General features: G+C 64.2%; 16 protein-coding genes and 1 pseudogene. 9 read left to right on the forward strand and 8 right to left on the reverse strand.

Going from position 1 to position 21,589, the window contains the following annotated elements; translation table 11 throughout:
* Positions 1-215 precede the first annotated feature (215 nt).
* From AB7G19_RS37255 to AB7G19_RS37265, 3 genes are read left to right on the forward strand one after another with little or no spacing between them, the layout of a single operon-like run.
* Positions 216-1,268, forward strand: coding sequence for an Ldh family oxidoreductase (locus tag AB7G19_RS37255; RefSeq protein WP_085403403.1), 1,053 nt, complete (start codon positions 216-218; stop codon positions 1,266-1,268).
* A 19-nt stretch (positions 1,269-1,287) separates the two neighbouring features.
* Positions 1,288-2,655, forward strand: coding sequence for an LLM class flavin-dependent oxidoreductase (locus AB7G19_RS37260; RefSeq protein ID WP_085403404.1), 1,368 nt, complete (start codon positions 1,288-1,290; stop codon positions 2,653-2,655).
* A 14-nt stretch (positions 2,656-2,669) separates the two neighbouring features.
* The gene (locus tag AB7G19_RS37265) at positions 2,670-3,455 is read left to right on the forward strand and encodes a fumarylacetoacetate hydrolase family protein (RefSeq protein ID WP_441268769.1); all 786 of its coding nucleotides are present in this window, start codon (positions 2,670-2,672) and stop codon (positions 3,453-3,455) included.
* A gap of 245 nt (positions 3,456-3,700) precedes the next feature.
* On the opposite strand, the gene AB7G19_RS37270 is transcribed toward AB7G19_RS37265, so the two are convergent.
* Entirely contained in the window at positions 3,701-4,156 is a 456-nt protein-coding gene (locus AB7G19_RS37270; RefSeq protein ID WP_014491864.1) for an Lrp/AsnC family transcriptional regulator, read from the reverse strand.
* 152 nt (positions 4,157-4,308) lie between these two features.
* On the opposite strand from AB7G19_RS37270, the gene AB7G19_RS37275 reads away from it, so the two are divergent.
* On the forward strand, positions 4,309-7,758 hold the full coding sequence (locus AB7G19_RS37275; RefSeq protein WP_441268770.1) for an indolepyruvate ferredoxin oxidoreductase family protein: 3,450 nt from the start codon (positions 4,309-4,311) through the stop codon (positions 7,756-7,758).
* 76 nt (positions 7,759-7,834) lie between these two features.
* Positions 7,835-9,252, forward strand: a pseudogene (gene iaaH / locus AB7G19_RS37280) (indoleacetamide hydrolase).
* A gap of 250 nt (positions 9,253-9,502) precedes the next feature.
* Here iaaH and AB7G19_RS37285 read toward each other — a convergent pair.
* Positions 9,503-10,411: a LysR family transcriptional regulator gene (locus AB7G19_RS37285; RefSeq protein ID WP_085403408.1), complete on the reverse strand. Its 909-nt coding sequence runs from the start codon at positions 10,409-10,411 to the stop codon at positions 9,503-9,505.
* A gap of 141 nt (positions 10,412-10,552) precedes the next feature.
* On the opposite strand from AB7G19_RS37285, the gene AB7G19_RS37290 reads away from it, so the two are divergent.
* From AB7G19_RS37290 to AB7G19_RS37300, 3 genes are all read left to right on the forward strand, one after another.
* A complete protein-coding gene (locus AB7G19_RS37290) occupies positions 10,553-11,704 on the forward strand; it encodes an HlyD family secretion protein (protein ID WP_085403409.1) in 1,152 nt (383 codons plus the stop codon).
* A gap of 115 nt (positions 11,705-11,819) precedes the next feature.
* Positions 11,820-13,436 (forward strand): MDR family MFS transporter, encoded by a 1,617-nt coding sequence (locus tag AB7G19_RS37295; protein WP_085403410.1) that lies wholly within the window; start codon positions 11,820-11,822, stop codon positions 13,434-13,436.
* 40 nt (positions 13,437-13,476) lie between these two features.
* The gene (locus AB7G19_RS37300) at positions 13,477-13,938 is read left to right on the forward strand and encodes a carboxymuconolactone decarboxylase family protein (protein WP_007615070.1); all 462 of its coding nucleotides are present in this window, start codon (positions 13,477-13,479) and stop codon (positions 13,936-13,938) included.
* 143 nt (positions 13,939-14,081) lie between these two features.
* On the opposite strand, the gene AB7G19_RS37305 is transcribed toward AB7G19_RS37300, so the two are convergent.
* The 6 genes from AB7G19_RS37305 to AB7G19_RS37330 all read right to left on the reverse strand — a co-directional run bounded on the left by AB7G19_RS37305 (position 14,082) and on the right by AB7G19_RS37330 (position 19,815).
* Complete coding sequence (locus tag AB7G19_RS37305) at positions 14,082-14,942, reverse strand: D-amino-acid transaminase (RefSeq protein ID WP_063985665.1); 861 nt, start codon at positions 14,940-14,942, stop codon at positions 14,082-14,084.
* Positions 14,943-15,128: 186 nt separating this feature from the next.
* Complete coding sequence (locus AB7G19_RS37310) at positions 15,129-15,860, reverse strand: amino acid ABC transporter ATP-binding protein (protein WP_014491857.1); 732 nt, start codon at positions 15,858-15,860, stop codon at positions 15,129-15,131.
* 12 nt (positions 15,861-15,872) lie between these two features.
* A complete protein-coding gene (locus AB7G19_RS37315; protein ID WP_063985666.1) occupies positions 15,873-16,565 on the reverse strand; it encodes an amino acid ABC transporter permease in 693 nt (230 codons plus the stop codon).
* Positions 16,566-16,569: 4 nt separating this feature from the next.
* Complete coding sequence (locus tag AB7G19_RS37320; protein ID WP_085403411.1) at positions 16,570-17,301, reverse strand: amino acid ABC transporter permease; 732 nt, start codon at positions 17,299-17,301, stop codon at positions 16,570-16,572.
* A 116-nt stretch (positions 17,302-17,417) separates the two neighbouring features.
* Positions 17,418-18,329 (reverse strand): amino acid ABC transporter substrate-binding protein, encoded by a 912-nt coding sequence (locus AB7G19_RS37325; protein WP_063985668.1) that lies wholly within the window; start codon positions 18,327-18,329, stop codon positions 17,418-17,420.
* A 100-nt stretch (positions 18,330-18,429) separates the two neighbouring features.
* Positions 18,430-19,815, reverse strand: coding sequence for a M20 family metallopeptidase (locus AB7G19_RS37330; protein ID WP_085403412.1), 1,386 nt, complete (start codon positions 19,813-19,815; stop codon positions 18,430-18,432).
* Between the two features lie 284 nt (positions 19,816-20,099).
* Between AB7G19_RS37330 and AB7G19_RS37335 the strand changes: the two genes are divergently transcribed.
* Positions 20,100-21,479 carry an LLM class flavin-dependent oxidoreductase gene (locus tag AB7G19_RS37335; protein ID WP_085403413.1) on the forward strand — a complete coding sequence of 460 codons (1,380 nt, stop codon included), beginning with the start codon at positions 20,100-20,102 and terminating at the stop codon, positions 21,477-21,479.
* Positions 21,480-21,589 lie beyond the last annotated feature (110 nt).

Raw genomic sequence — 21,589 nt, forward strand, 5'->3', positions numbered from 1 at the left:
GCTGCAAACCCTCGATCAAAGTGAACGAGCTGCGAACGGCCGGCGCCAAACTGTCGGGAATGCCGCCGCACGGGAGGATTCTTCGACGAAAGGCGCGCTCTCTTTACGATTTTGCAGCCCTGTATTGGTTTACGGGAGATTGATATCGCTCCCACGCTTTGAGACGATGGCTCCCAACAAGCAGCCCGTTAAGGGCACAATGCCGAGGGAACGCCATGCCCGTCGTCAAGACCGACCGCCTCACGCTCATCAGCGCCGCGCTGCTCCGCGCCGCCGGAGCTTCCGACGAAGAGGCCGATGCGGTGGCCACAGGCTGCGTCAACGCCAACCTCGCCGGTCACGACTCTCACGGCGTGATCGCGGTTCCGACCTACATCGATCGCATCAAGGCCGGCCACATCGTGCCCGGCGCCAAATGGACCATCGTCCAGGAATCGCCGACCACGACCGTGATCGACGGCCAGTGGGGGTTCGGCTTCCACGTCAACGCCAAGGCGATGGCGCTGACGATCGAGAAGGCGAAGACGGCGAACGTCGCCGCCTGCACCGTGTTCCGGCAAAGCCATGTCGGCCGCCTCGCCGCCTATCCGTTGATGGCGATGCGCGAAGGCATGATCGGGATTGCGACGGCGGATTCCGGCCGCTCGCCGAAGCACGTGGCGCCGTTCGGCGGCAAGGAGGCGCGGCTCGGCACCAACCCGATCTCGATCGCGGTGCCGTCCGATCTCGACGCGCCGTTCTATCTCGACATGGCAACCTCGGCGGTTGCGGCCGGCAAGATCCAGCTCGCGGTCGCCCGCGGCGAGGAGATTCCGACGGGCTGGATCATCGATGCCGAGGGACGGCACACCACCGACCCCACGCAATATCGCAAGGGCGGCGCGCTGCTGCCGCTCGGCGGCACCGAGGGCTACAAGGGCAGCGGTCTCGCCGCGATGGTCGAGGTGCTGTGCGGCCTGCTCACCGGCCTCGGCTTCGGCGTCGAACCGACCGGACGTCACAATGACGGCTGCTTCATGGCCGTGTTCAACGTCGCCGCGTTCCGTCCGCTGAAGGATTTCAAGCGCGAGGTCGCCGAATTCGCGCGCTATCTGAAATCGACGCCACCCTCCGAAGGGAGCAAGGGCGTGTACTATCCCGGCGAGATCGAGGGGTTGCGCGAGCAGCAACGCCTGCGCGACGGCATCGAGATCGAGGATGCGACCTGGGAAAAGCTGCGCGCGCTGGCGGGCGAGTACCGGCTCGACACCGTCCTTGATCTGGCCTGACGGAATTTGGGAGAACAGCATGACGCGGCAGATGGTACTGGTCGGCTTCCTCCAGGCGCAGAACTGCACGAATTTGCCGAGCTCGTGGCGGCATCCGGACTCGCGCGACGATTCGATGTCGGCGGACTATTATCAAGAGATCGCGAAAATCCTCGAAGCCGGCAAGTTCCACATGGCGTTCTTCGACGATCGGCTGGCGATGCCGGACCGCTACGGCAACGATCATGCCCACACCGTCGAATACGGCATCCGCTGCGTGAAGATGGATCCGCTGATCGTGCTGACCACGATGGGCATGGTCACCGACAAGCTCGGCCTCGGCGCCACTTGCTCGACCACCTATTACGAGCCCTTCGACGTCGCCCGCCGCTTCGCGACCCTCGATTTGATGTCCGGCGGGCGCGCGGGCTGGAACGTCGTCACCTCGCTCAATGACGGCGAGGCCCTCAACATGGGTCGCGATTCCCATCCCGAACATGATTCGCGCTACGACCGCGCCGACGAATTCATGGAAGTCGTGCTCGGGCATTGGGACACTTGGGAAGACGGCGCGCTCATCATGGACAAAAAGAGCGGCCGTTTTGCCGATCCGGCCAAGGTGAAGCGGCTCGATCACAAGGGGGCGGCCTTCAAGTCCCGCGGACCCTTCACCGTGCCGCGCTCGGACCAGGGCCATCCCGTCATCATCCAGGCCGGCGCATCCGGCCGCGGCCAACGCTTTGCCGGCCATTGGGGTGAGGTGATCTTCACGGCTGCGCGCAATCTCGCTGGTGCCAAGGAAGGTTATGCCGCCGTTCGAAACGAGGCAGCCAAGGCTGGCCGCGATCCCGATCAGATGCGCCTTTGCAATTTGACGACGCCGGTCTGCGCCGCGACCAGGGCCGAGGCTGAGGACAAGATGGCGCTGATCAACAAACTGCCGCTCGAGATCGACGCGCTGTCGCTGCTGGCCGAAGCGCTCAACTACGATTTCGCCTCCAAGGACCTCGACGAGCCTTTGACGACGGACGATCTGAAGAGCATGCAGGGCATTCTGGGCCTCCGCGACGGTGTGCTGAAGAATTCCGGCAAGAGCAATCCGAGCGCGCGCGACTTCGTCACCTTCTCCGGCCGCGGCCAGGTCCACGACGCCATGGTCGGCGGTCCCAAGGAGATCGCAGACAGGCTGGAAGAGATGTTCGTCGAGCGTGGCTGTGATGGGTTCGTCATCGCCGCGACCTATGTGCCCGGTTCCTACGCCGATTTCGTGCAACATATCGTACCGGAATTGCAGCGCCGCGGCCTGTTCCAGAAGGACTATCGCGGCAAAACGCTGCGGGAAAATCTCGGGCTGAAGCGGCCCGTGGCCGGCGCCTGGAAGGTACAGCCGCGCGATGCCGCGGAATAACTGGAGGATCCGACATGCGCTGGCTGAAATTCACTGCCTCGGACAAGACCTCCTGGGGAATTGCCGAGGGCGACCAGGTGATCGCGGTCGACGGCGATCCCTTTGGCGAATGGCAGCGCACCTCGCGCACGCATCCGCTGGCGCAGGTTCGGATCGAGCTGCCGCTGATCCCGCGCACCTTCTATTGCGTGGGCTTGAACTATCTGAAGCACCTGAAGGAAGCCGCCGACAAGCGCGGCGAGGTGCCGGCCGTCCCTGATAGACCCGAGATCGGCTACCGCGCCCAGAACGCGCTGATCGCGCATGACGAGGACGTCGTGATCCCGTCCTTTGCGACGGACAAGATCCACTATGAAGGCGAGCTCGTCGTCGTGATCGGCAAGAAGGTGAAGCATCTCACCAAGCAGAATGCGATGGATTGCGTGTTCGGCTACACCATCGGCAACGACGTCAGCGAACGCAGCTGGCAGAAGGCCGACCGCAGCCTGTGGCGCTCGAAGAATGCCGACACGTTCAAGCCGATGGGCCCGTGGATCGAAACCGAGGCCAATCTGGCGAAAATGGAAACCGTCGTCCGGGTCAACGGCAAGGAGACCAACCGCTTCTACACCAACGACATGATCTTCGGCGCCGTGCCGTTCCTGGTCGAGCTGACCAAGTACTTCACGCTGTGGCCCGGCGACGTGATCTGGATGGGCACGGACGGCGCCTCGCCTGACATCGGGCACGGCGACGTGGTGGAGATCGACATCACGGGCGTGGGGACGTTGCGGAACAGGTTTGTGCGGGAGCAACGGTAGTCCTCATCCTGAGGAGCTTGCGAAGCAAGCGTCTCGAAGGATGAAGGCCCGGCTCTCGGCCTCGCCCTTCGAGACGGCCGCTGCGCGGCCTCCTCAGGGTGAGGAGATAGAGTTGTATACGCCGCGAGATCAACGGTGCCGTAGGGTGGGCAAAGCGAAGCGTGCCCACCACCTTCGCAAATCGAGGCGAGATGGTGGGCACGGCGCTATGCGCCTTTGCCTACCCTACGGCACTTCCCGCGCAATCAAAACGGCAGCGCCACACTCGTCTTGATCTCCTTCAGCACCACGTTGCTGCGCACGTAGCGGATGCCGGGAATGCGGAACATGAACTCGTCGAGGAACCTGTTGTAGGCCGCCATGTCCTGCACGACGACGCGCAAATGATAGTCGGCGTCGCCCGTGGTCGCGAAACACTCCAGCACTTCGCGCCGCGTGGTCACCCGCGCGACGAACTCGTCGACGAATTTGGCATCGTGCCGCTCCAGCGAGACATGCAGGATGGCTGACATCGCAAAGCCCGCCTGCTCGCGCGCGATCAGCGCGGCATAGCCCTGGATGACGCCGGCCTCCTCCAGCGCACGCACCCGGCGCCAGCACGCCGAGGTGGACATGCCGACCTCGTCGGCGAGCTGCTGGTTAGTGGCGCGGCCGTCCGTCTGGAGATGGGCGAGAATCCGCGCGTCCTGCTCTTCAATCATGGAAGCCCCCGATTCGGTAACTTCTACCGAATCATGCCATTTTCCGCAAAATTTTACCGAATTATCGATCAAGACAGGGTGAATAGGCAAGACCTACCAGCCTCCCCGGCATACCCTACCGTCATCAGGCAGGATGCCGCACGAGGTCCGCCATGGACGCCGTTCCATCACTCGACAGCTACGAGCTCTCAGACCGCTACGACCGCGAGGAGGGCCGCGTCTTCCTCACGGGCACGCAGGCCATCGTCCGCATCACGCTCGACCAGGCGCGGCGCGACCGCGCCGCCGGGCTGAACACCGCCGGCTTCATCTCCGGCTATCGCGGCTCGCCGCTCGGCGGCGTCGATCTCGAGCTCTGGCGCATCCAGGAGCGGCTCAAGCGGGATCGCATCGAATTTCTCCCTGCGGTGAACGAGGACCTCGCGGCAACGGCAGTGCTCGGCTCGCAGCAGGTCGAGACGCAGGCAGATCGCGAAGTCGATGGCGTGTTCGGGCTCTGGTACGGCAAGGGCCCCGGCGTCGATCGCTCCGGCGACGCCCTCAAGCACGGCAACGCCTATGGCTCCTCGCCGCGTGGCGGCGTGCTGGTCGTCGCCGGCGACGACCATGGCTGCGTCTCCTCCTCGATGCCGCACCAGTCCGATGTCGCCTTCATGAGCTGGTTCATGCCGACGCTGCACCCCGCAAGCGTCAGCGAATATCTCGAATTCGGCGAATATGGTTACGCGCTGAGCCGCTTCTCCGGCATGTGGGTCGGCTTCAAGGCGATTTCGGAAATCGTGGAGTCAGGCGCATCCGTCGCGCTGCGCCCGCCACGCGTCTTCAACACGCCCGATTTCACTCCGCCGCCGGGTGGCCTGCACTATCGCTGGCCCGACCTGCCGGGCCCCCAGATCGAGGAGCGGCTGGAGGCGAAGAAGCACGCGGTTTACGCCTTTGCAAAAGCCAATCCGATCGATCGCCACATCTACGATATTCCCAACGCCACATACGGCATCGTCACGACGGGCAAGGCGCATCTCGACCTGATGGAGGCCCTGCGGCTGATGGGCCTCGATGAAGCGGCCTGCCGCAACATCGGGATCGACGTCTACAAGGTCGGCATGGTCTGGCCGCTGGCGCTGCATGACGCGATGGACTTCGTGAAGGGCAAGCGCGAGATCCTCGTGGTCGAGGAAAAGCGCGGCATCATCGAGAGCCAGTTCAAGGAATATTTTTACGACTATCCAGGCTCAAAGCCCGAGCGCATGGTCGGCAAGCACGACGAGCGAGGGGCGCGGCTGATCTCCTGGATCGGCGAATTGTCGCCGCGTGCGCTTGCTGGCGTGCTCGCACGCCGGCTCGATCCGATGTTCCCAGGCCTCAATCTCGCCGCACGCGCGGCCGGCTTGATGCCCGAGGCCGCGCGCGCGATCAACGTCAGCGGTGCGACGCGCACGCCGTATTTCTGCTCCGGATGTCCGCACAACACGTCGACGAAGGTGCCGGAAGGCTCAAAGGCACTGGCCGGCATCGGCTGCCATTTCATGGCGAGCTGGATGGACCGCGAGACCTCCTCGCTGATCCAGATGGGCGGCGAAGGCGTCAACTGGGCGGCGTCGTCTCGCTTCACCGACCACAAGCACGTGTTCCAGAATCTCGGCGAAGGCACCTACTACCACTCCGGCTCGATGGCGATCCGGCAGGCGATCGCCGCCAGGGCCAACATCACCTACAAGATCCTGTTCAACGATGCCGTGGCGATGACCGGCGGCCAGCCGGTCGACGGTCCCATCAGCGTGCATGCTATCGCCCACAGCGTTCGCGCCGAAGGCGTGGGGCGCATCGCGCTGGTGTCGGACGATCCCGCGCAGTTCTTGCCGGCAGACCTGCCGATCGGCGTGACCATCCATCCTCGCGAGGAAATGGACGCCGTGCAGCGCGAGCTGCGAGACATTTCCGGCGTCTCTGTCCTGATCTATCAACAGACCTGCGCCACCGAGAAGCGTCGCCGGCGCAAACGCGGACAGATGGCCGACCCAAGGCGCTTTGCCTATATCAACGATCTCGTCTGCGAAGGCTGCGGCGACTGCTCGGTCGAATCCAACTGCCTCAGTGTCGAGCCGAGGGAGACGCCGTTCGGTCGCAAGCGCCAGATCAATCTCTCGTCCTGCAACAAGGATTTTTCCTGCCTCAACGGCTTCTGCCCGAGCTTCGTCACCGTCGAAGGCGCGACGCGCCGGAAGAAGAGTGCGAGCGAGATCGACGTAGTCGGTCGCGCGGCTACGCTTCCCCTGCCCGCTCCCGCCACGCTCGATCGTCCCTACGATTTGCTCGTGACCGGCGTCGGCGGCACCGGCGTGATCACGGTCGGCGCGCTGATCGGCATGGCCGCGCATCTGGAGCGGCGTGGCGTCTCCGTGCTGGATTTCACCGGCTTTGCACAGAAATTTGGTCCCGTGCTGAGCTTCATCCGCCTTGCGTCAAGTCCGGACGCGCTGCACCAGGTCCGCATCGACCAGGGCGCGGCCGACGCGCTGATCGGCTGCGACCTCGTCGTCAGTTCCTCACCTAAGGCGTCCGGCACCTATCGCCGCGGCATGCGCGCCGCGGTCAACACCGCGGAGATGCCGACCGGCGACGTCGTCCGCTTCCGCGACGCCGATCTCGCCTCGCCTGCCCGCCTGCGCGCGATCCGGCAAGTCATTGGCAACGACAATCTCGACACCATCAACGCCAACGCGCTCGCCGAGCGGCTGCTCGGCGATGCCGTCTATGCCAACATCATCATGCTCGGTTTCGCCTGGCAGCGCGGGCTGATTCCGGTCGCGCTGCCGGCGCTGCTGCGCGCGATCGAGCTCAACGGCGTCGCGGTCGAGCGCAACAAGCAGGCCCTTGCCTGGGGCCGGATCGCCGTAGCCGATCCGGAATTTTTGCCGGGGGGCGACGAGGCGCCCGAAGCCGAGACGCTCGATCAGATCATCGATCGCCGCGCCGATTTCCTCGCCGCCTATCAAGACGCCGCCTATGCGATGCGCTATCGGGCGACCGTCGCGAGGGTCCGCCGGGCCGAAGCCGCTCTGAGCAGTGAGGTGCTGACCGAGGCGGTCGCGCGCGCCCTGTTCAAGCTGATGGCCTACAAGGACGAATACGAGGTGGCGCGTCTGCACATGCAGAGCGGTTTCCTCGGCGAGCTGAAGCGCGAGTTCGAGGACGGTTTTCGCGTCCAATATCACCTCGCGCCACCGTTCCTGCCGTCAAAACCTGACGCACGCGGCCGTCCGCGCAAGCGCGCTTTCGGCCAGTGGATCCAGATGCCGCTCGCGATGCTGGCGCGGTTGAAGGGATTGCGCGGGACACCGTTCGATCCGTTCGGCTACACGGATGAGCGGCGCACTGAACGGGAATTGATCGCCTGGTATGAAGGCCTGATCGAACGCATGCTCGGGCAGCTCGACGCAGCGCATCTACCCGACCTCGTTGCCGTCGCAAAGGCGCCGATGGAGATCCGCGGCTACGGACCAGTGAAGGACACCGCGATCGCCAAGGTGAAGCCCGAGGTCGCGCGGCTGCTCACGAATTTGACGACGTCGGTAACGCAAAAGATGCACGCCCACGGTTGACGCGGCACCAGTGAGGCCTCAGCCTCCGGACTTTAGGCGGCACCCTGTTGGCGCCCCTGCAATCGGATGACGCATCATGGATTTCGACCAGTTGACCCTGAGTCAGGCCGTCGTCGACCTGCGCGCCGGGAAAGTCACGAGCACCGCACTCACGACGGAAGCACTGAGCCGCGCCAAAGCCCATGCCGAGCTCAATGCCTTCGTCACGCTGGACGAGGCGGGCGCCCTGAAGGCCGCGGCTGCGTTCGACGCATCGGGCGACAAGACAAAACCGCTCGGCGGCGTGCCCATCGTGATCAAGGACAATATCGAGGTCGCGGGACTGCCCTGCAGCGCCGGCACACGGGCACTGAAGGACTACGTTCCGAAGGCCGATGCGCCCGTAGTCGCGAAGCTGCGGGCTGCAGGCGCCGTCATCATCGGCAAGACCAGCATGCACGAGCTCGCCTTCGGCATCTCCGGCTACAACACCGCGTTCAAGACCGGCGCGGAGTTCGGCGTGCGCAACGCTTATGACCGCACGCTGATCGCCGGCGGCTCCTCGTCCGGCACGGGCGCCGCGCTCGGCGCGCGGATCGTCGCGGGCGGGCTCGGCACCGACACCGGCGGATCGGTCCGGGTCCCCGCCGCGCTGAACGGATGCGCCGCGTTGCGCCCGACGGTCGGGCGCTATCCGCAAGCTGGCATCGCGCCGATCTCGCACACCCGCGACACCGCGGGGCCTATGGCCGCGACGATGGCAGATGTCGCGCTGCTCGATCGCGTGATCGCCGGCGGCGACGAGGTTACGCCGGCTGATCTGAAGCAGGTGCGGATCGGCATCGCAAGATCGATGCTGACCAATCTCGACGCCGATACGGAAGCCGCGTTCCACGCGGCGATCGCAAAAGTGAAGGCGCAGGGCGTCACGGTCGTCGAGATCGAGATGCCTGAGCTCGCCGAGCTCAACGGCCAGGTCAGCTTCCCGTCGCGTTGTATGAGGCCTATGACGACATGGTCGCCTATCTCAAGCACACCGGGACCGGCCTCAGCGTCGAGGCGCTGGCAGAGAATATCTCCAGCGCCGACGTGAAAGGCATCTATGATGGCATGGTGATCCCGCGAAAACTGCCCGGACCCGACAACGCGCTGTTCGACGCGAGGCCGATCTATGACGCCGCGATCAAGACCGCACGCCCCGCGCTCCAGGCGCTCTACGGCAATACGTTTGCCAGCAACAAGCTCGACGCCGTCGCCTTCCCGACCACGCCGCGCGTTGCAATTGCCTCCAACCCGGACGCCAGCAGTCTCGAGAATTTCGGCCTGATCATCCAGAACACCGATCCCGGCAGCAATGCCGGCATTCCCGGCGTCCAGATCCCGATCGCGCTTGGCGCGACAAGCAAATTGCCGATCGGACTTGAGCTGGATGGCCCGGCGGGCAGCGATCGCCGCCTGCTTGGGATCGGCATGGCGCTCGACAGCGTGTTTGGGCGGCTGCCCGCGCCACACTAACGCTATTGTAGGGTGGGCAAAGCGAAGCGTGCCCACCATTGGTGCCGATTAGAAAAGATGGTGGGCACAGCGCTTCGCGCCTTTGCCCACCCTACAGTTCTGCCGCCGCCGCACTTGAGGCAAGCACATATCCACCTCCTCACCCTGAGGAGCTTGCGAAGCAAGCGTCTCGAAGGGCGAGGCCACCAGCGGGGCCCTCATCCTTCGAGACGCGCGTTCCGCGCTCCTCAGGATGAGGAACGATGACGTCTCACGCATACGGATTGATCAGCTTCTGCTGCTCGGCGCTGTGCTGGACGAGCATGTCGATGAAGGTCCTGACCTTCGCCGACAGATGATGCCGATGCGGATAGACCGCGTTCATCGACATCTCGACCGGCCGGTACTCCGGCAGGAGGCGCACCAGCCGGCCCGCATCGAGGTCATCACCCACCAGAAAGCCGGCCGCAAGACTGATGCCGGCGCCCTGCAACGCGGCCTCGCGCAGCGCTTCGCCGCTATTGGTGATCAGATTGCCTGAGACGCGCACCGAGGCCGGCGTGCCCTTGCGATCGAAGAAGCGCCACTCGTCGAAGGGATAGTTGATGTGGCGTACGCAATTGTGCCCGGCGAGTTCTTCGAGCGTCTGCACGCGCCCATGCGCCTCGATATAGCCGTGCGAGCAGCACAGCACGTGCCGCCAGGTCGCCAGGCTCCGCACGATCAGGCTGGAGTCCGGCGGCGCGACCATGCGCAGCGCGAGATCAAAGCCCTCCTCGATCAGGTCGACATTGGTCTCGCCCATGCGCAGATCGACCTTGACCTCCGGATAGGTCGCGAGGAATTCGGCCATCACGGGCGCGACGAACGGCACCATGTGGGTGGCGGTGTGAATGCGCAGCGTGCCGCGCGGCGTCGATTGCAGCGCGCCGGCGATGTCATCGGCTTGTTCGAGATCGGCGAGGATCTGGGTCGAGCGGTCGTAATAGGCCTTGCCGATTTCGGTGAGGCTCACTTTTCGCGTGGTGCGGTTCAGCAGACGAACCCCGAGCCGGTCCTCCAGCGCCTGGACGTGGTTGCTCACCATGGTCGTGGACATGTTGAGCCGGCGGGCGGCGGCGGAAAATCCGCCATTTTCGACCACCCGGACGAAGGCGGTGAGACTGGTGAAGCGGTCCATCGGTCTGGCTCCGGATTATCCGCTATGGGTGGATAATGCTTCCATTTCTTCCGGGATTATCACAAGCGGGAAGACAGCGCATCTTGCCGGCATCAACGGCGCACCGTTCGGATCGGGGCGGTTGGGAATTCCGAGGATGCCATGTCGAGCGCTTCTTATGTCACTGAAACCAATCAGAAACTCAGCTTTCGCCCGTCCCGGCAGGCGGTCAAGCGGGCGGCCATCGGCTTGGCACTGGCCCTCGGAATCGCCGCGGCCGGCGACTTCGGCTACAACTACCTGAGCACCGGCCGCTACCTCGAATCCACCGACGACGCCTATGTGAAGGCGGATTCCACCATCATCGCACCCAAGGTTTCCGGCTACATCGCGAAGGTGCTGGTTGGCGACAACGAGAAGGTCCGGGCCGGCCAGCTCCTCGCCAAGATCGACGACCGCGACTTCAAAGCCGCGCTCGACCAGGCCCGCGCCGACGTCGCCGCCGGCGAAGCCTCGGTGCGCAACATCGACGCCCAGCTCGAGCTGCAGCAGCCGATCATCGAGCAGAGCACGGCCGACGTGGCCGCGGCCGACGCCAATCTGAAATTCGCCCAGGAAGAACGCGCCCGCTACGACGACCTGATGAAGTCGGGCTCCGGCACGATCCAGCGTGCGCAGCAGACCGATGCGGCACTGCGCGCCAGCAACGCGCAATTGCAGCACGCCAAGTCGGGCCTGGTGGCCGCACAGCGCAAGGTCGATGTGCTCACCACCCAGCGCGCCCAGGCCACGGCGCAGCTCGACCGCGCCCGCGCGGTCGCACTGCAGGCAGAGCTGAACCTGTCCTACACCGAGATCACCGCACCGGTGGACGGCACGGTCGGCGCACGCTCATTACGCGTCGGCCAGTATGTGCAGGCCGGCACGCAATTGATGGCGGTGGTGCCGCTCGATGCGGTCTATGTCGTCGCGAACTTCAAGGAGACGCAGCTCACGCATGTGCGTGCGGGCCAGCCGGTCGAGCTGCAGGTCGACAGTTTTCGCAATCGCACGCTTCGCGGTCACGTCGACAGCCTTTCGCCGGCCAGCGGACTTGAATTCGCGCTGCTGCCGCCCGATAACGCCACCGGAAATTTCACCAAGATCGTGCAACGCGTGCCGGTGAAGATCGTGCTCGATGACCACAGCCTGACCGGCCTGCTCAGGCCCGGCATGTCGGCGGTGCCGACCATCGACACCAAGGCGACGGTGCTGGCCGAGCGCGAGACGGCCAAGCGACTCGCCGACAACACACCCCGCCCGAACGGCGGCTGAGGCGGGGAAGACCGGCAGATTATCAAGTCCTGCCGGACGATCCTTCCCACACTTCCTCGATTATCGAAACCAACCGCCTAATGCATCCTGTCTCCGTGACCGAGACGAGGCTTCCATGAGCACGCTCCAACCGACCGTCGACGCCGCCTCCACTGCCAGCATTCCCGCCCCTGCTGCGCCCGCCACGCCGGCCGTTTCCGCAAAAACCTGGATCGCGGTGATCGGCGCGACTCTCGGCGCCTTCATGGCAGTGCTGAATATCCAGATCGTCAACGCTTCGCTCGCCGACATCCAGGGCGCGATCGGCGCCGGCATCGACGACGGTGGCTGGATCTCGACCTCCTACCTGATCGCCGAGATCGTCGTGATCCCGCTCTCCGGCTGGCTCGCGCAGGTGTTCTCGATCCGCATCTATTTGCTCACCAATGCGGTCCTGTTCCTGGTTCTGTCCGCGGCCTGCGCGCTGGCGCAGGACCTGCCGCAAATGATCGTGCTGCGCGCGGTGCAAGGTTTCACCGGCGGCGTGCTGATCCCGATGGCCTTCACGCTCATCATCACGCTGCTGCCGCGCACCAAGCAGCCCGTCGGCCTTGCGCTGTTCGCGCTGTCGGCGACGTTCGCACCGGCGATCGGCCCGACCATCGGCGGCTATCTCACCGAGAATTTCGGCTGGCAGTACATCTTCTACGTCAACCTCGTGCCCGGCGCGATCATGGTCGGCATGCTCTGGTACGCGCTCGACGCCAAGCCCATGAAGCTTGCGCTGCTGCGCGAGGGCGATTGGGCCGGCATCATCACCATGGCGATCGGCCTGTCGGCGCTTCAGACCGTGCTGGAAGAGGGCAACAAGGACGACTGGTTCGGCTCGCCTTTCATCGTCAAGCTGTCGGTCATCGCGGCCACCGCGCTGACCGCCTTCCTGATCATCGAGCTCACGGCGAAGAAGCCGCTGCTCAACTTGCGCCTGCTGGTGCGTCGCAATTTCGGCTTCGGCATGCTCGCGAACTTCCTGCTCGGTGTCGCGCTCTACGGTTCGGTGTTCATCCTGCCGCAATATCTGGCGCGCATTCAGGGCTACAATGCCGAGCAGATCGGCATGGTGCTGGCCTGGACCGGACTGCCGCAACTCGTGCTGATCCCGCTGGTGCCGCGCCTGATGCAGAAGTTCGACGCGCGGATCATCATCGGCGTCGGCTTCGTCCTGTTCGCGGCCTCGAACTTCCTGAACATTTATATGACCAACGATTACGCTGCCGACCAGCTGTTGTGGCCCAATGTCGTCCGTGCGATCGGCCAAGCGCTCGTGATGGCGCCGTTGTCGGCTGTGGCGACCGCCGGCATCGAAGCGGAGAATGCTGGCTCGGCCTCGGGCCTGTTCAACATGATGCGTAATCTCGGCGGCGCCGTCGGCATCGCCCTGCTCCAGACCGTGCTGACCAAGCGCGAGCAATATCACTCCAACGTGCTGATGCAGTCGGTCTCGGTGTTCGAGCAGGCGACGCGGACGCGGCTGGAGCAGCTTACCCAATATTTCATCAATCACGGCGTGCTCGACCGCGCCGACGCCGCGCATCGCGCCTATGTCGCGATCGGCCACACCGTGCAGAAGCAGGCTTACATCTTCGCCTTCAGCGACACCTTCTACCTGCTCGGCATGGCACTGATCGTGGCCCTGATCGCCGTATTCTTCCTGAAGAAACCCGGCCAGACCTCGACCGGTGGAGCTCACTGAGATCAACCCAAGAGACTAACTCAAGCAAAGGAGAACGACCATGAAGCCCCGCATGAACTTCTACCAGGCCGCCCCCGACACGATGAAGGCGCTGATGGCGCTGGAGGAGCAGATCCAATCCACGGGACTCGAGAAATCGCTGATCGAGCTCGTCAAGATCCGGGCGTCGCAGATCAACGGCTGCGCCTTCTGCATCAACATGCACACCGAGGACGCCCGCAAGCGCGGCGAGACCGAACAGCGCATCTATCTGCTCAACGCCTGGCGCGAATCCCCGCTCTATACCGATCGCGAGCGGGCCGCGCTCGCCTGGACGGAATCAGTGACGCTGATCTCCGAGACCCACGCGCCGGACGACGTCTACGAGCAGGTCCGCGCGCAATTCTCCGATGCGGAGACGGTGAACCTGACGATGCTGATCGGGGCGATCAATGCCTGGAACCGAATCGCGATCGCGTTCCGCGCGGTGCATCCGGTGAAGGTGAAGGCGTCCGTGGCGTGAGGGGTGGTGTTTCCCCACGCACAACTGTCATGCCCCGCGAAGGCGGGGCATCCAGTATTCCAGAGGCCGTACTGATTCAACCGCGAGGCCGCAGCGTACTGGATCGCCCGGTCAAGCCGGGCGATGACAGCTGAGCGTGCGGCTCAGACCGCCGTCGCCTTGGCGAACTCGATATAAATCTCCCGCAGCCGCGTGGCCATCGGGCCGGGCTTGCCATCGGCGACCTTCTTGCCGTCGATCGCAACCACCGGCTGGACGAACAGCGACGCCGAGGTGGCGAAGGCTTCCTTGGCGGCGAGCGCCTCGGCGACCGTGAAGGAACGTTCCTCGACGCGAAGCTGACGCTCTTCGGCGAGCGCCACAACGGCCTTGCGGGTGCAGCCCGGCAGGATCGCGTTGGAGTTCTTGCGGGTCACGATGACGTCGTCCTTGGTCAGGATGAACGCCGAGGACGAACCGCCCTCGGTGACGTAGCCGTCTTCCAGCATCCAGGCCTCGCCGGCACCGGCTTCGGCCGCAGCCTGCTTCGCCAGAACCTGCGCGAGCAGTGCCACGCTCTTGATGTCGCGCCGCTCCCACCGGATGTCGGGCACGGTGATCACGTTGATGCCGGTCTTGGCCGAGGCGGCGTTGATGATGTCCTTCTCGGAGGTGAACATCACCAGGCTCGACTTGACGTCGCCCTTGGGGAAGGCGAAGTCGCGGCCCTTGTCGGCGCCGCGCGTGACCTGCAGATAGACGAGGCCGTTCTCCACCTTGTTGCGCGCGATCAGCTCCTTCTGGAGCTCGGTGATGCGCTCGACCGTCTCCGGCAACTTCAGCTTGATCTCGCCCACCGAGCGCTCCAGGCGCGTCAGGTGCGAAGCGTTGTCGACCAGCTTGCCGTCGAGCACCGCCGAGACCTCGTAGATGCCGTCGGCGAACAGGAAGCCGCGATCGAGGACCGAGATTTTGGCGTCCGAGAGCGGGACGAATGAGCCGTTGACGTAGGCGATCGAGTCCAAGGCAGGTCTCCTGGGGAGGGAAAGGGGGATTTGCCTGCCCGTATACGGGATTTGTTGGGGCCACGAAACCCTCAACCCGTCATTACGGGGCGGCGCGAAGCGACGAGCCCGGAATCCATAACCCCGGCCGGTGGTTATGGATTCCGGGCCCGCGCCAAGAGGCGCGTCCCGGAACGACAGCAGAGGTTAATGCGACAAAATCTTCGACAGGAACTTCTGCGCGCGGTCGCTGCGCGGCTTGCCGAAGAAGTCCTCCTTCGCCGCGTCCTCGACGATCTCGCCGCGGTCCATGAAGATGACGCGGTTGGCGACCTTGCGGGCAAAGCCCATCTCGTGGGTGACGACCATCATGGTCATGCCTTCGCGGGCGAGATCGACCATGACGTCGAGCACCTCGCTCACCATCTCGGGGTCGAGCGCCGAGGTCGGCTCATCGAACAGCATGACGATCGGGTCCATGGCGAGCGCACGGGCGATCGCGACGCGCTGCTGCTGGCCGCCGGAGAGCTGCGCCGGAAATTTCTGCGCCTGCTCCTTCAAGCCGACGCGGTCCAGGAGCTGCATACCCTTTGCCACAGCCGTGTCGGACGACCGTCCTAGCACCTTCTGCTGCGCGAGGCAGAGGTTGTCGATGATCTTCAGATGCGGGAACAGCTCGAAATGCTGGAACACCATGCCGACGCGCGAACGCAGTTTCGGCAGATTGGTCTTGGGGTCATTGACCTTGGTGCCGTCGACGCTGATGTCGCCCTCCTGGAACGGCTCCAGCGCATTGACGCATTTGATCAGCGTCGACTTGCCCGAGCCCGAGGGGCCGCAGACCACGACGACCTCGCCCTTGGTCACGCTGGTGGTGCAGTCGGTCAGCACCTGGAAGGTCGGGGTGTACCATTTGTTGACGTGGCTGATTTCGATCATGACCGATGCGCTCTATCGAATGATGGCGATGCGCGACTGGAGGCGGCGAACGCCGAAAGACGCGATGCAGGAAATGGTGAAGTAGACGACGGCGGCAAACAGATACATCTCGACCAGACGGCCATCGCGCTGCGCGACCTTGCTGGCCGCGCCGAGGAAGTCCGGGATCGACAGCACATAGACCAGCGAGGTGTCCTGGAACAGCACGATGGTCTGCGTCAGCAACACCGGCAGCATGTTGCGGAACGCCTGCGGCAGCACGACGTAGCGCATGGTCTGCGCGTAAGTCAGGCCGAGCGCGTTGGCGGCGGCCGGCTGGCCGCGCGAGATCGACTGGATCCCGGCGCGCATGATCTCGGAGAAGTACGCCGCCTCGAACATGATGAAGGTGATGAGCGAGGATGCGAACGCGCCGACGCTGATCGGACGCGAGGCGCCGGTCACCCACTGCCCGATATAGGGCACCAGGAAATAGAACCAGAAGATCACCAGCACCAGCGGCAGCGAGCGCATGAAGTCGACATAGACACCCGCGATGCGCCCGAGTGTCTTGTAGCCGGACAGCCGCATCAGGGCGATCGCCGTGCCGAAGATCAGGCCGCCGAAGGCGGCGAGCGCCGTCAGCGTCACCGTGAAGGTCATGCCCTCGTAGAACAGATAGGGCAGCGAGCGGCGGATGACCTCGAAATCGAGATTGCTGAACATGGTGCTATTTCCCCGTGATGTAGCCGGGGATCGCGACCCAGCGCTCGAGGAAGCGCATCGCCGTCACGACAATGGCGTTGACAAGGAGATAGAGCAGGGTCGCTGCCGTGAAAGCCTCGAACACCTGGAACGAGAATTCCTGCATCGAGCGCGCCTGACCAGTCAATTCGATCAGGCCGATCGTGATGGCGACAGCCGTGTTCTTGATGGTGTTGAGGAACTCGGAGGTCAGCGGCGGCAGGATGATGCGGAACGCCATCGGCAGCAGCACGTAGCGATAGCCTTGCATGGTGGTCAGCCCGAGCGCGGTCGCCGCCATTTTTTGGCCGCGCGGCAGCGAGCCGATACCGGCCTGCAATTGTATCGCGACGCGGGCCGACATGAAGAAGCCGATGCCGATCGCGGCCGTCCAGAACGGCGCGTTCGGCAGCTGCTTCAGCCAGAGGCCGGCGGCCTTCGGCAGCAATTCCGGCAGCACGAAGAACCACAGGAACAGCTGCACCAGCAGCGGCATGTTGCGGAAGAACTCGACCCAGCAGAAGCCGAACCAGTAGGCGCCCTTGGACGGCAGCGTGCGCATGACGCCGACGAGCGAGCCGAAGATCAGCGCGATGATCCAGGCGAGCGCCGCCGTCTTGAGGGTCAACACCAGTCCCGACAGCAGCATATCGAGATAGGTGCCGGTCCCCATCGGGTTCGGCTCGAAGAAGATTCCCCAGTTCCAGTGGTAGTTCACGTGTCCCCCGCGCGAACGCGCCAGCTATGGATGTCCCGGCGCCTATGCAAATGTCCGGCCACTCTGGTGTCAAGAGTGGCCGGACATGATCCCGATCCGGAGACCGAGGTTATATCTTACTTATAGTCGTCCGGGTTCGGCGAGTCCGAAGGTTTCGCGAACTCGTTCTTCAGCTCGGCCGAGATCGGGGTGTTGAGGTTGAGGCCCTTCGGCGGGATCTTGGCCGTGAACCACTTATCGTAGATTTTCAGGCCCTCGCCGGAGGTGTAGAGCGCAGCGGTTGCTGCATCGACCACCTTCTTGAACGGCGCGTCGTCCTTGCGCAGCATGATGCCGTAGGGCTCAGGCTTGGAGAACGCGTCCTTGGAGATGACATAGTCGTCCGGCGTCTTCGAGCCGGCAACGAGGCTCGCGAGCAGAACGTCGTCCATCACGAAGGCGACCGCGCGGTCGGTCTCGACCATCAGGAAGGCCTCGGCATGGTCTTTGGCCGGGATGATATTGGCACCCAGGCTCTTCGCGACATTGGCCTCGGTGAGCTGCTTGATGTTGGTGGTGCCGGCGGTGGAGACCACCGTCTTGCCCTTGAGATCGTCGATCGACTTCAGGCCGCTCGACTTCTTGAAGACGTAGCGGCTGGCAGTCAGATAGTGCGTGTTGGTGAAGGCCACCTGCTTCTGGCGGTCGGCATTGTTGGTGGTCGAGCCGCATTCGAGGTCGATCGTGCCGTTGGCCATCAGCGGAATACGGGTCGCCGAGGTCACCGGATTGAGCTTGACCTCGAGCTTGTCGAGCTTGAGCTCCTTCTTCACGGCGTCGACGATCTTGTAGCAGATGTCCATCGCGAACCCGACGGGCTTCTGGTTGTCGTCGAGATAGGAGAACGGGATCGAGGAATCGCGGAAGCCGAGCGTGATGGCGCCGGTGTCCTTGATGTTCTTCAGCGTGCCGGTCAGCTCCTGGGCCCCGGCCTGGCTGACGGCGAAGGTCGCGGCGAGCGCGAGGCCGATGCTACGGAAATGTCTCACTTTTTTATTCCCCTTTCAGGATGATGCGGCCCGGATGCAAGCACAGATTGGGCCGGATTAGAATGTGACTTTCGGCTGGATTGCGGCTCAGGTTAATGGCTCAGCCGAGTGGCTTGGGCAATTCCCCGAGATCCCAGAACAGCCCGGCCATCACCGTCAAGGCCTCTTCGGTCAATGGCAGCAGGATGTGCTCATTGGGCGCATGCTGGGAGCAGCCGGGATAGGAGTGCGGGACCCAGATCGTCGGCAGGCCCAGGATCTCGGAAAACACGTCGTTGGGCAGCGAGCCGCCGAAATTCGGCAAAACGGCCGGCGCCTTGCCGGTGGTCTCCTTCACCGAATCCGCCGCCCACGTGATCCAGGGGCTGTCGAAATCGGTGCGCGACGCCGCAAAGCTCTGGGCGGCCCGCACCTCGACCATCGGAAAGCCCTTTTGCACCAGATGCGCGCGGACCGCATCGATCAGGCCGTCGACCTTGGTGCCGACCACGAAACGCAGTTGCAGCACGGCATTGGCGTGGCCGGGGATGGCATTCGCGGGCTTCTCGATATTTCCGGACGACATCGCCAGCACTTCGAGCGTGTTCCAGGCATAGAGCCGCTCGGCGGCCGACAGCCCTTCCTCGCCCCAGTTCTCCGCGAGCGCCGGCTCGTCCTCGGTCGGCACCACCTGCACGTCGGCGAGATAGCTGCGGATCTGGTTGGTGAGCCGCGGCGGCTTCAGCGCGTCGAGTTGAAGCCGGCCATGGCCGTCGACCAGCGTCGAGATCGCGTTGACGAGAATGGTCGCGGGGTTGGCGAGCACGCCGCCCCAATTGCCGGAATGATGGCCGCCATCGCGCAGATTGACGTCGAGATGAATGCGGATGCCGCCGCGGCAGCCCAGGAACAAGGTCGGCCGGTCGGCCGACAGGCGCGGTCCGTCGGAGGCCATGAACAAATCGGCCTTGAGCGCATCGCGATTGAGGTCGCAGACCTTGCCGAGGTCGGGCGAGCCGATTTCCTCGCCCATTTCGACGATGAATTTTGCGTTGAAGCCGAGCTTGCCGCCGCGGGCCTCGCGCACTGCGCGGAGTGCTGCCATGTTGATGCTGTGCTGGCCCTTGTTGTCGGCGGTGCCACGGCCATAGAGCCGCGTGCCCGCAACCGTCGTGCGCCAGGGATCGCGGCCGTCGCGCCACTCCCCCTCCATGCCGTCGACGACGTCACCATGGCCGTAGATCAGCACGGTTGGCGCTGACGCGCTCTCGTGATGCTCGGCGAACAGGAACGGCGCCTTGCCGCTCGGGGATTCGACGATGCGGCTGGTAAAGTCGAGCGCAGCAAAGGAGGGCATCATCTCCTGTTCCAGATAGGAACGCAGTTCGGCGCCGCGCGACGGATTCTGGCTCTCGGTCTTGAAGGCGACGCGGCGGTCGAGTTCAGCGAGGAACGCGCCGGATTTGAAATCCTCACGGGCGCGGGAGATGGCGTCGGCTCTGGTCATGATTTGCTTTTCGGACTTCGAGGCGAAGGACCCTACCCGAGACAGGGTGGCCTTCGAAAGTGGCGGGGACTTGGACAGTTCTTGTAGTTCTCTTGCGATTTCGTTCTTGCTCTCTTGAGATTGGCTTGCCAAGAGCGGGAGCGCCGCTGATTTTGGCCTTGCCAAGCGCAAGCCTTTCTATTCTTGGCCCTTGCCAAGGGCCAAGAATATGCAAGAACTTCGCCAAGTTGAGGCGCACGTTTATCATTCGAAGAGCGCTCGGTATAGGGCGCCGGGGGATCATCATGGCCAAGCAGATCAGGCTCAACGCCTTTGCGATGAATTGCGTCGCGCATCAATCACCCGGGCTGTGGACCCACCCGCGCGATCGCACCGCCGAATATAACCGCCTGCCCTACTGGATCGATCTCGCCAGGACACTGGAACGCGGCCGTTTCGACGGTTTGTTCCTGGCCGACGTGCTCGGGGTCTATGACGTCTATGGCAACAGCCCTGACGCGGCCTTGCGCAATGCAGCGCAGACGCCGTCGAACGAGCCGCTGCTGCTGCTCTCGGCGATGGCGGCGGTGACGAAAAATCTCGGCTTCGGCGTCACCAGCAACCTGTCCTTCGAGCCGCCCTACCCGTTCGCGCGGCGGATGTCGACGCTCGACCATCTCACCGAGGGACGGATCGGCTGGAATGTCGTCACCGGCTATCTCGACAGCGCCGCGCGCGGCGCCGGCAAGGACAAGCAGACCGGACACGACGATCGCTACGACATCGCCGACGAATATATGGAGGTGGTCTACAAGCTCTGGGAAGGGAGCTGGGAGGACGACGCGGTGCTGCGCGACCGCAAGCGCGGCATCTTCACCGATCCGAGCAAGGTTCATCGCATCAATCATGAGAGCGCGAATTACCGCATCAACAACACCATCCATCTCAGCGAGCCATCGCCGCAGCGGACGCCCGTGCTGTACCAGGCCGGCACCTCGCCGCGCGGCCGGCAATTCGCGGCGAAGCATGCCGAATGCGTGTTCATGTCAGGACCGTCGGCCAAGATCATTGCGCCGCGCGTCTCCGCGATCCGCCAGGAAGCCGCCGCGCTCGGCCGCAATCCGGCGGAGATCCTGATGTTCAACATGATGACGATCATCCTCGGCAACACGGAAGCCGAAGCGGCGGCCAAGTATGCCGACTACCGGTCGCATATCAGTCCGGAAGGCGCGCTGGCCCTGATGTCGGGATGGACCGGCATCGACTTCTCCGGCTACGAGCTCGACCAGCAGGTGCGTCACGTCCAGAACGACGCCGGCCGCAGCGCACTCGATAACGTCACCCGCGGCGACCCCGACCGCGTCTGGACCGTCCGCGACGTCATCGAGCATGTCGGCATCGGTGGCGCCGGCCCGGTCGTGGTCGGCACGCCCGAGAGCGTCGCCGACAAGATCGAGGATTGGTTCGAGAAGACTGACGTCGACGGCCTCAACGTCGCCTTTGCGATCTCGCCCGGCGATTTCGAGGATATCGCCGACATGCTGGTGCCGGAGCTGACCAAGCGCGGCCGCTACAAGCCGGAATATGCAAAGGGCACGCTGCGGGAGAAGCTGTTCGGCGACGGCCGTGCGCGGCTCGACGCACCGCATCCGGCGGCGGGGTATCGGGTGGGGAAGAAGGGGTAGAAGCCGCTAGGTACGCTGTCATGCCCCGGCTTGCCGCCTTCGCCAAAAGGCTTCGGCGGCCGAGTACCCTTGTGGTCCCGGCGTAGCCTTGGCGGAGCCGGGACCGGGGC

The sequence above is a fragment of the Bradyrhizobium sp. 215_C5_N1_1 genome, assembly GCF_052075935.1.
GTDB lineage: Bacteria > Pseudomonadota > Alphaproteobacteria > Rhizobiales > Xanthobacteraceae > Bradyrhizobium > Bradyrhizobium barranii.

Excerpts from the sequence above, each read along its gene's own strand:
- AB7G19_RS37255 (WP_085403403.1), top strand. The coding sequence starts at position 216 with ATGCCCGTCGTCAAGACCGACCGCCTCACGCTCATCAGCGCCGCGCTG.
- AB7G19_RS37315 (WP_063985666.1), bottom strand. The coding sequence starts at position 16,565 with ATGTTCAGCAATCTCGATTTCGAGGTCATCCGCCGCTCGCTGCCCTAT.
- AB7G19_RS37330 (WP_085403412.1), bottom strand. The coding sequence starts at position 19,815 with ATGACCAGAGCCGACGCCATCTCCCGCGCCCGTGAGGATTTCAAATCC.
- AB7G19_RS37285 (WP_085403408.1), bottom strand. The coding sequence starts at position 10,411 with ATGGACCGCTTCACCAGTCTCACCGCCTTCGTCCGGGTGGTCGAAAAT.
- AB7G19_RS37295 (WP_085403410.1), top strand. The coding sequence starts at position 11,820 with ATGAGCACGCTCCAACCGACCGTCGACGCCGCCTCCACTGCCAGCATT.
- AB7G19_RS37270 (WP_014491864.1), bottom strand. The coding sequence starts at position 4,156 with ATGATTGAAGAGCAGGACGCGCGGATTCTCGCCCATCTCCAGACGGAC.
- AB7G19_RS37290 (WP_085403409.1), top strand. The coding sequence starts at position 10,553 with ATGTCGAGCGCTTCTTATGTCACTGAAACCAATCAGAAACTCAGCTTT.
- AB7G19_RS37275 (WP_441268770.1), top strand. The coding sequence starts at position 4,309 with ATGGACGCCGTTCCATCACTCGACAGCTACGAGCTCTCAGACCGCTAC.
- AB7G19_RS37265 (WP_441268769.1), top strand. The coding sequence starts at position 2,670 with ATGCGCTGGCTGAAATTCACTGCCTCGGACAAGACCTCCTGGGGAATT.
- AB7G19_RS37335 (WP_085403413.1), top strand. The coding sequence starts at position 20,100 with ATGGCCAAGCAGATCAGGCTCAACGCCTTTGCGATGAATTGCGTCGCG.
- AB7G19_RS37260 (WP_085403404.1), top strand. The coding sequence starts at position 1,288 with ATGACGCGGCAGATGGTACTGGTCGGCTTCCTCCAGGCGCAGAACTGC.
- AB7G19_RS37310 (WP_014491857.1), bottom strand. The coding sequence starts at position 15,860 with ATGATCGAAATCAGCCACGTCAACAAATGGTACACCCCGACCTTCCAG.
- AB7G19_RS37300 (WP_007615070.1), top strand. The coding sequence starts at position 13,477 with ATGAAGCCCCGCATGAACTTCTACCAGGCCGCCCCCGACACGATGAAG.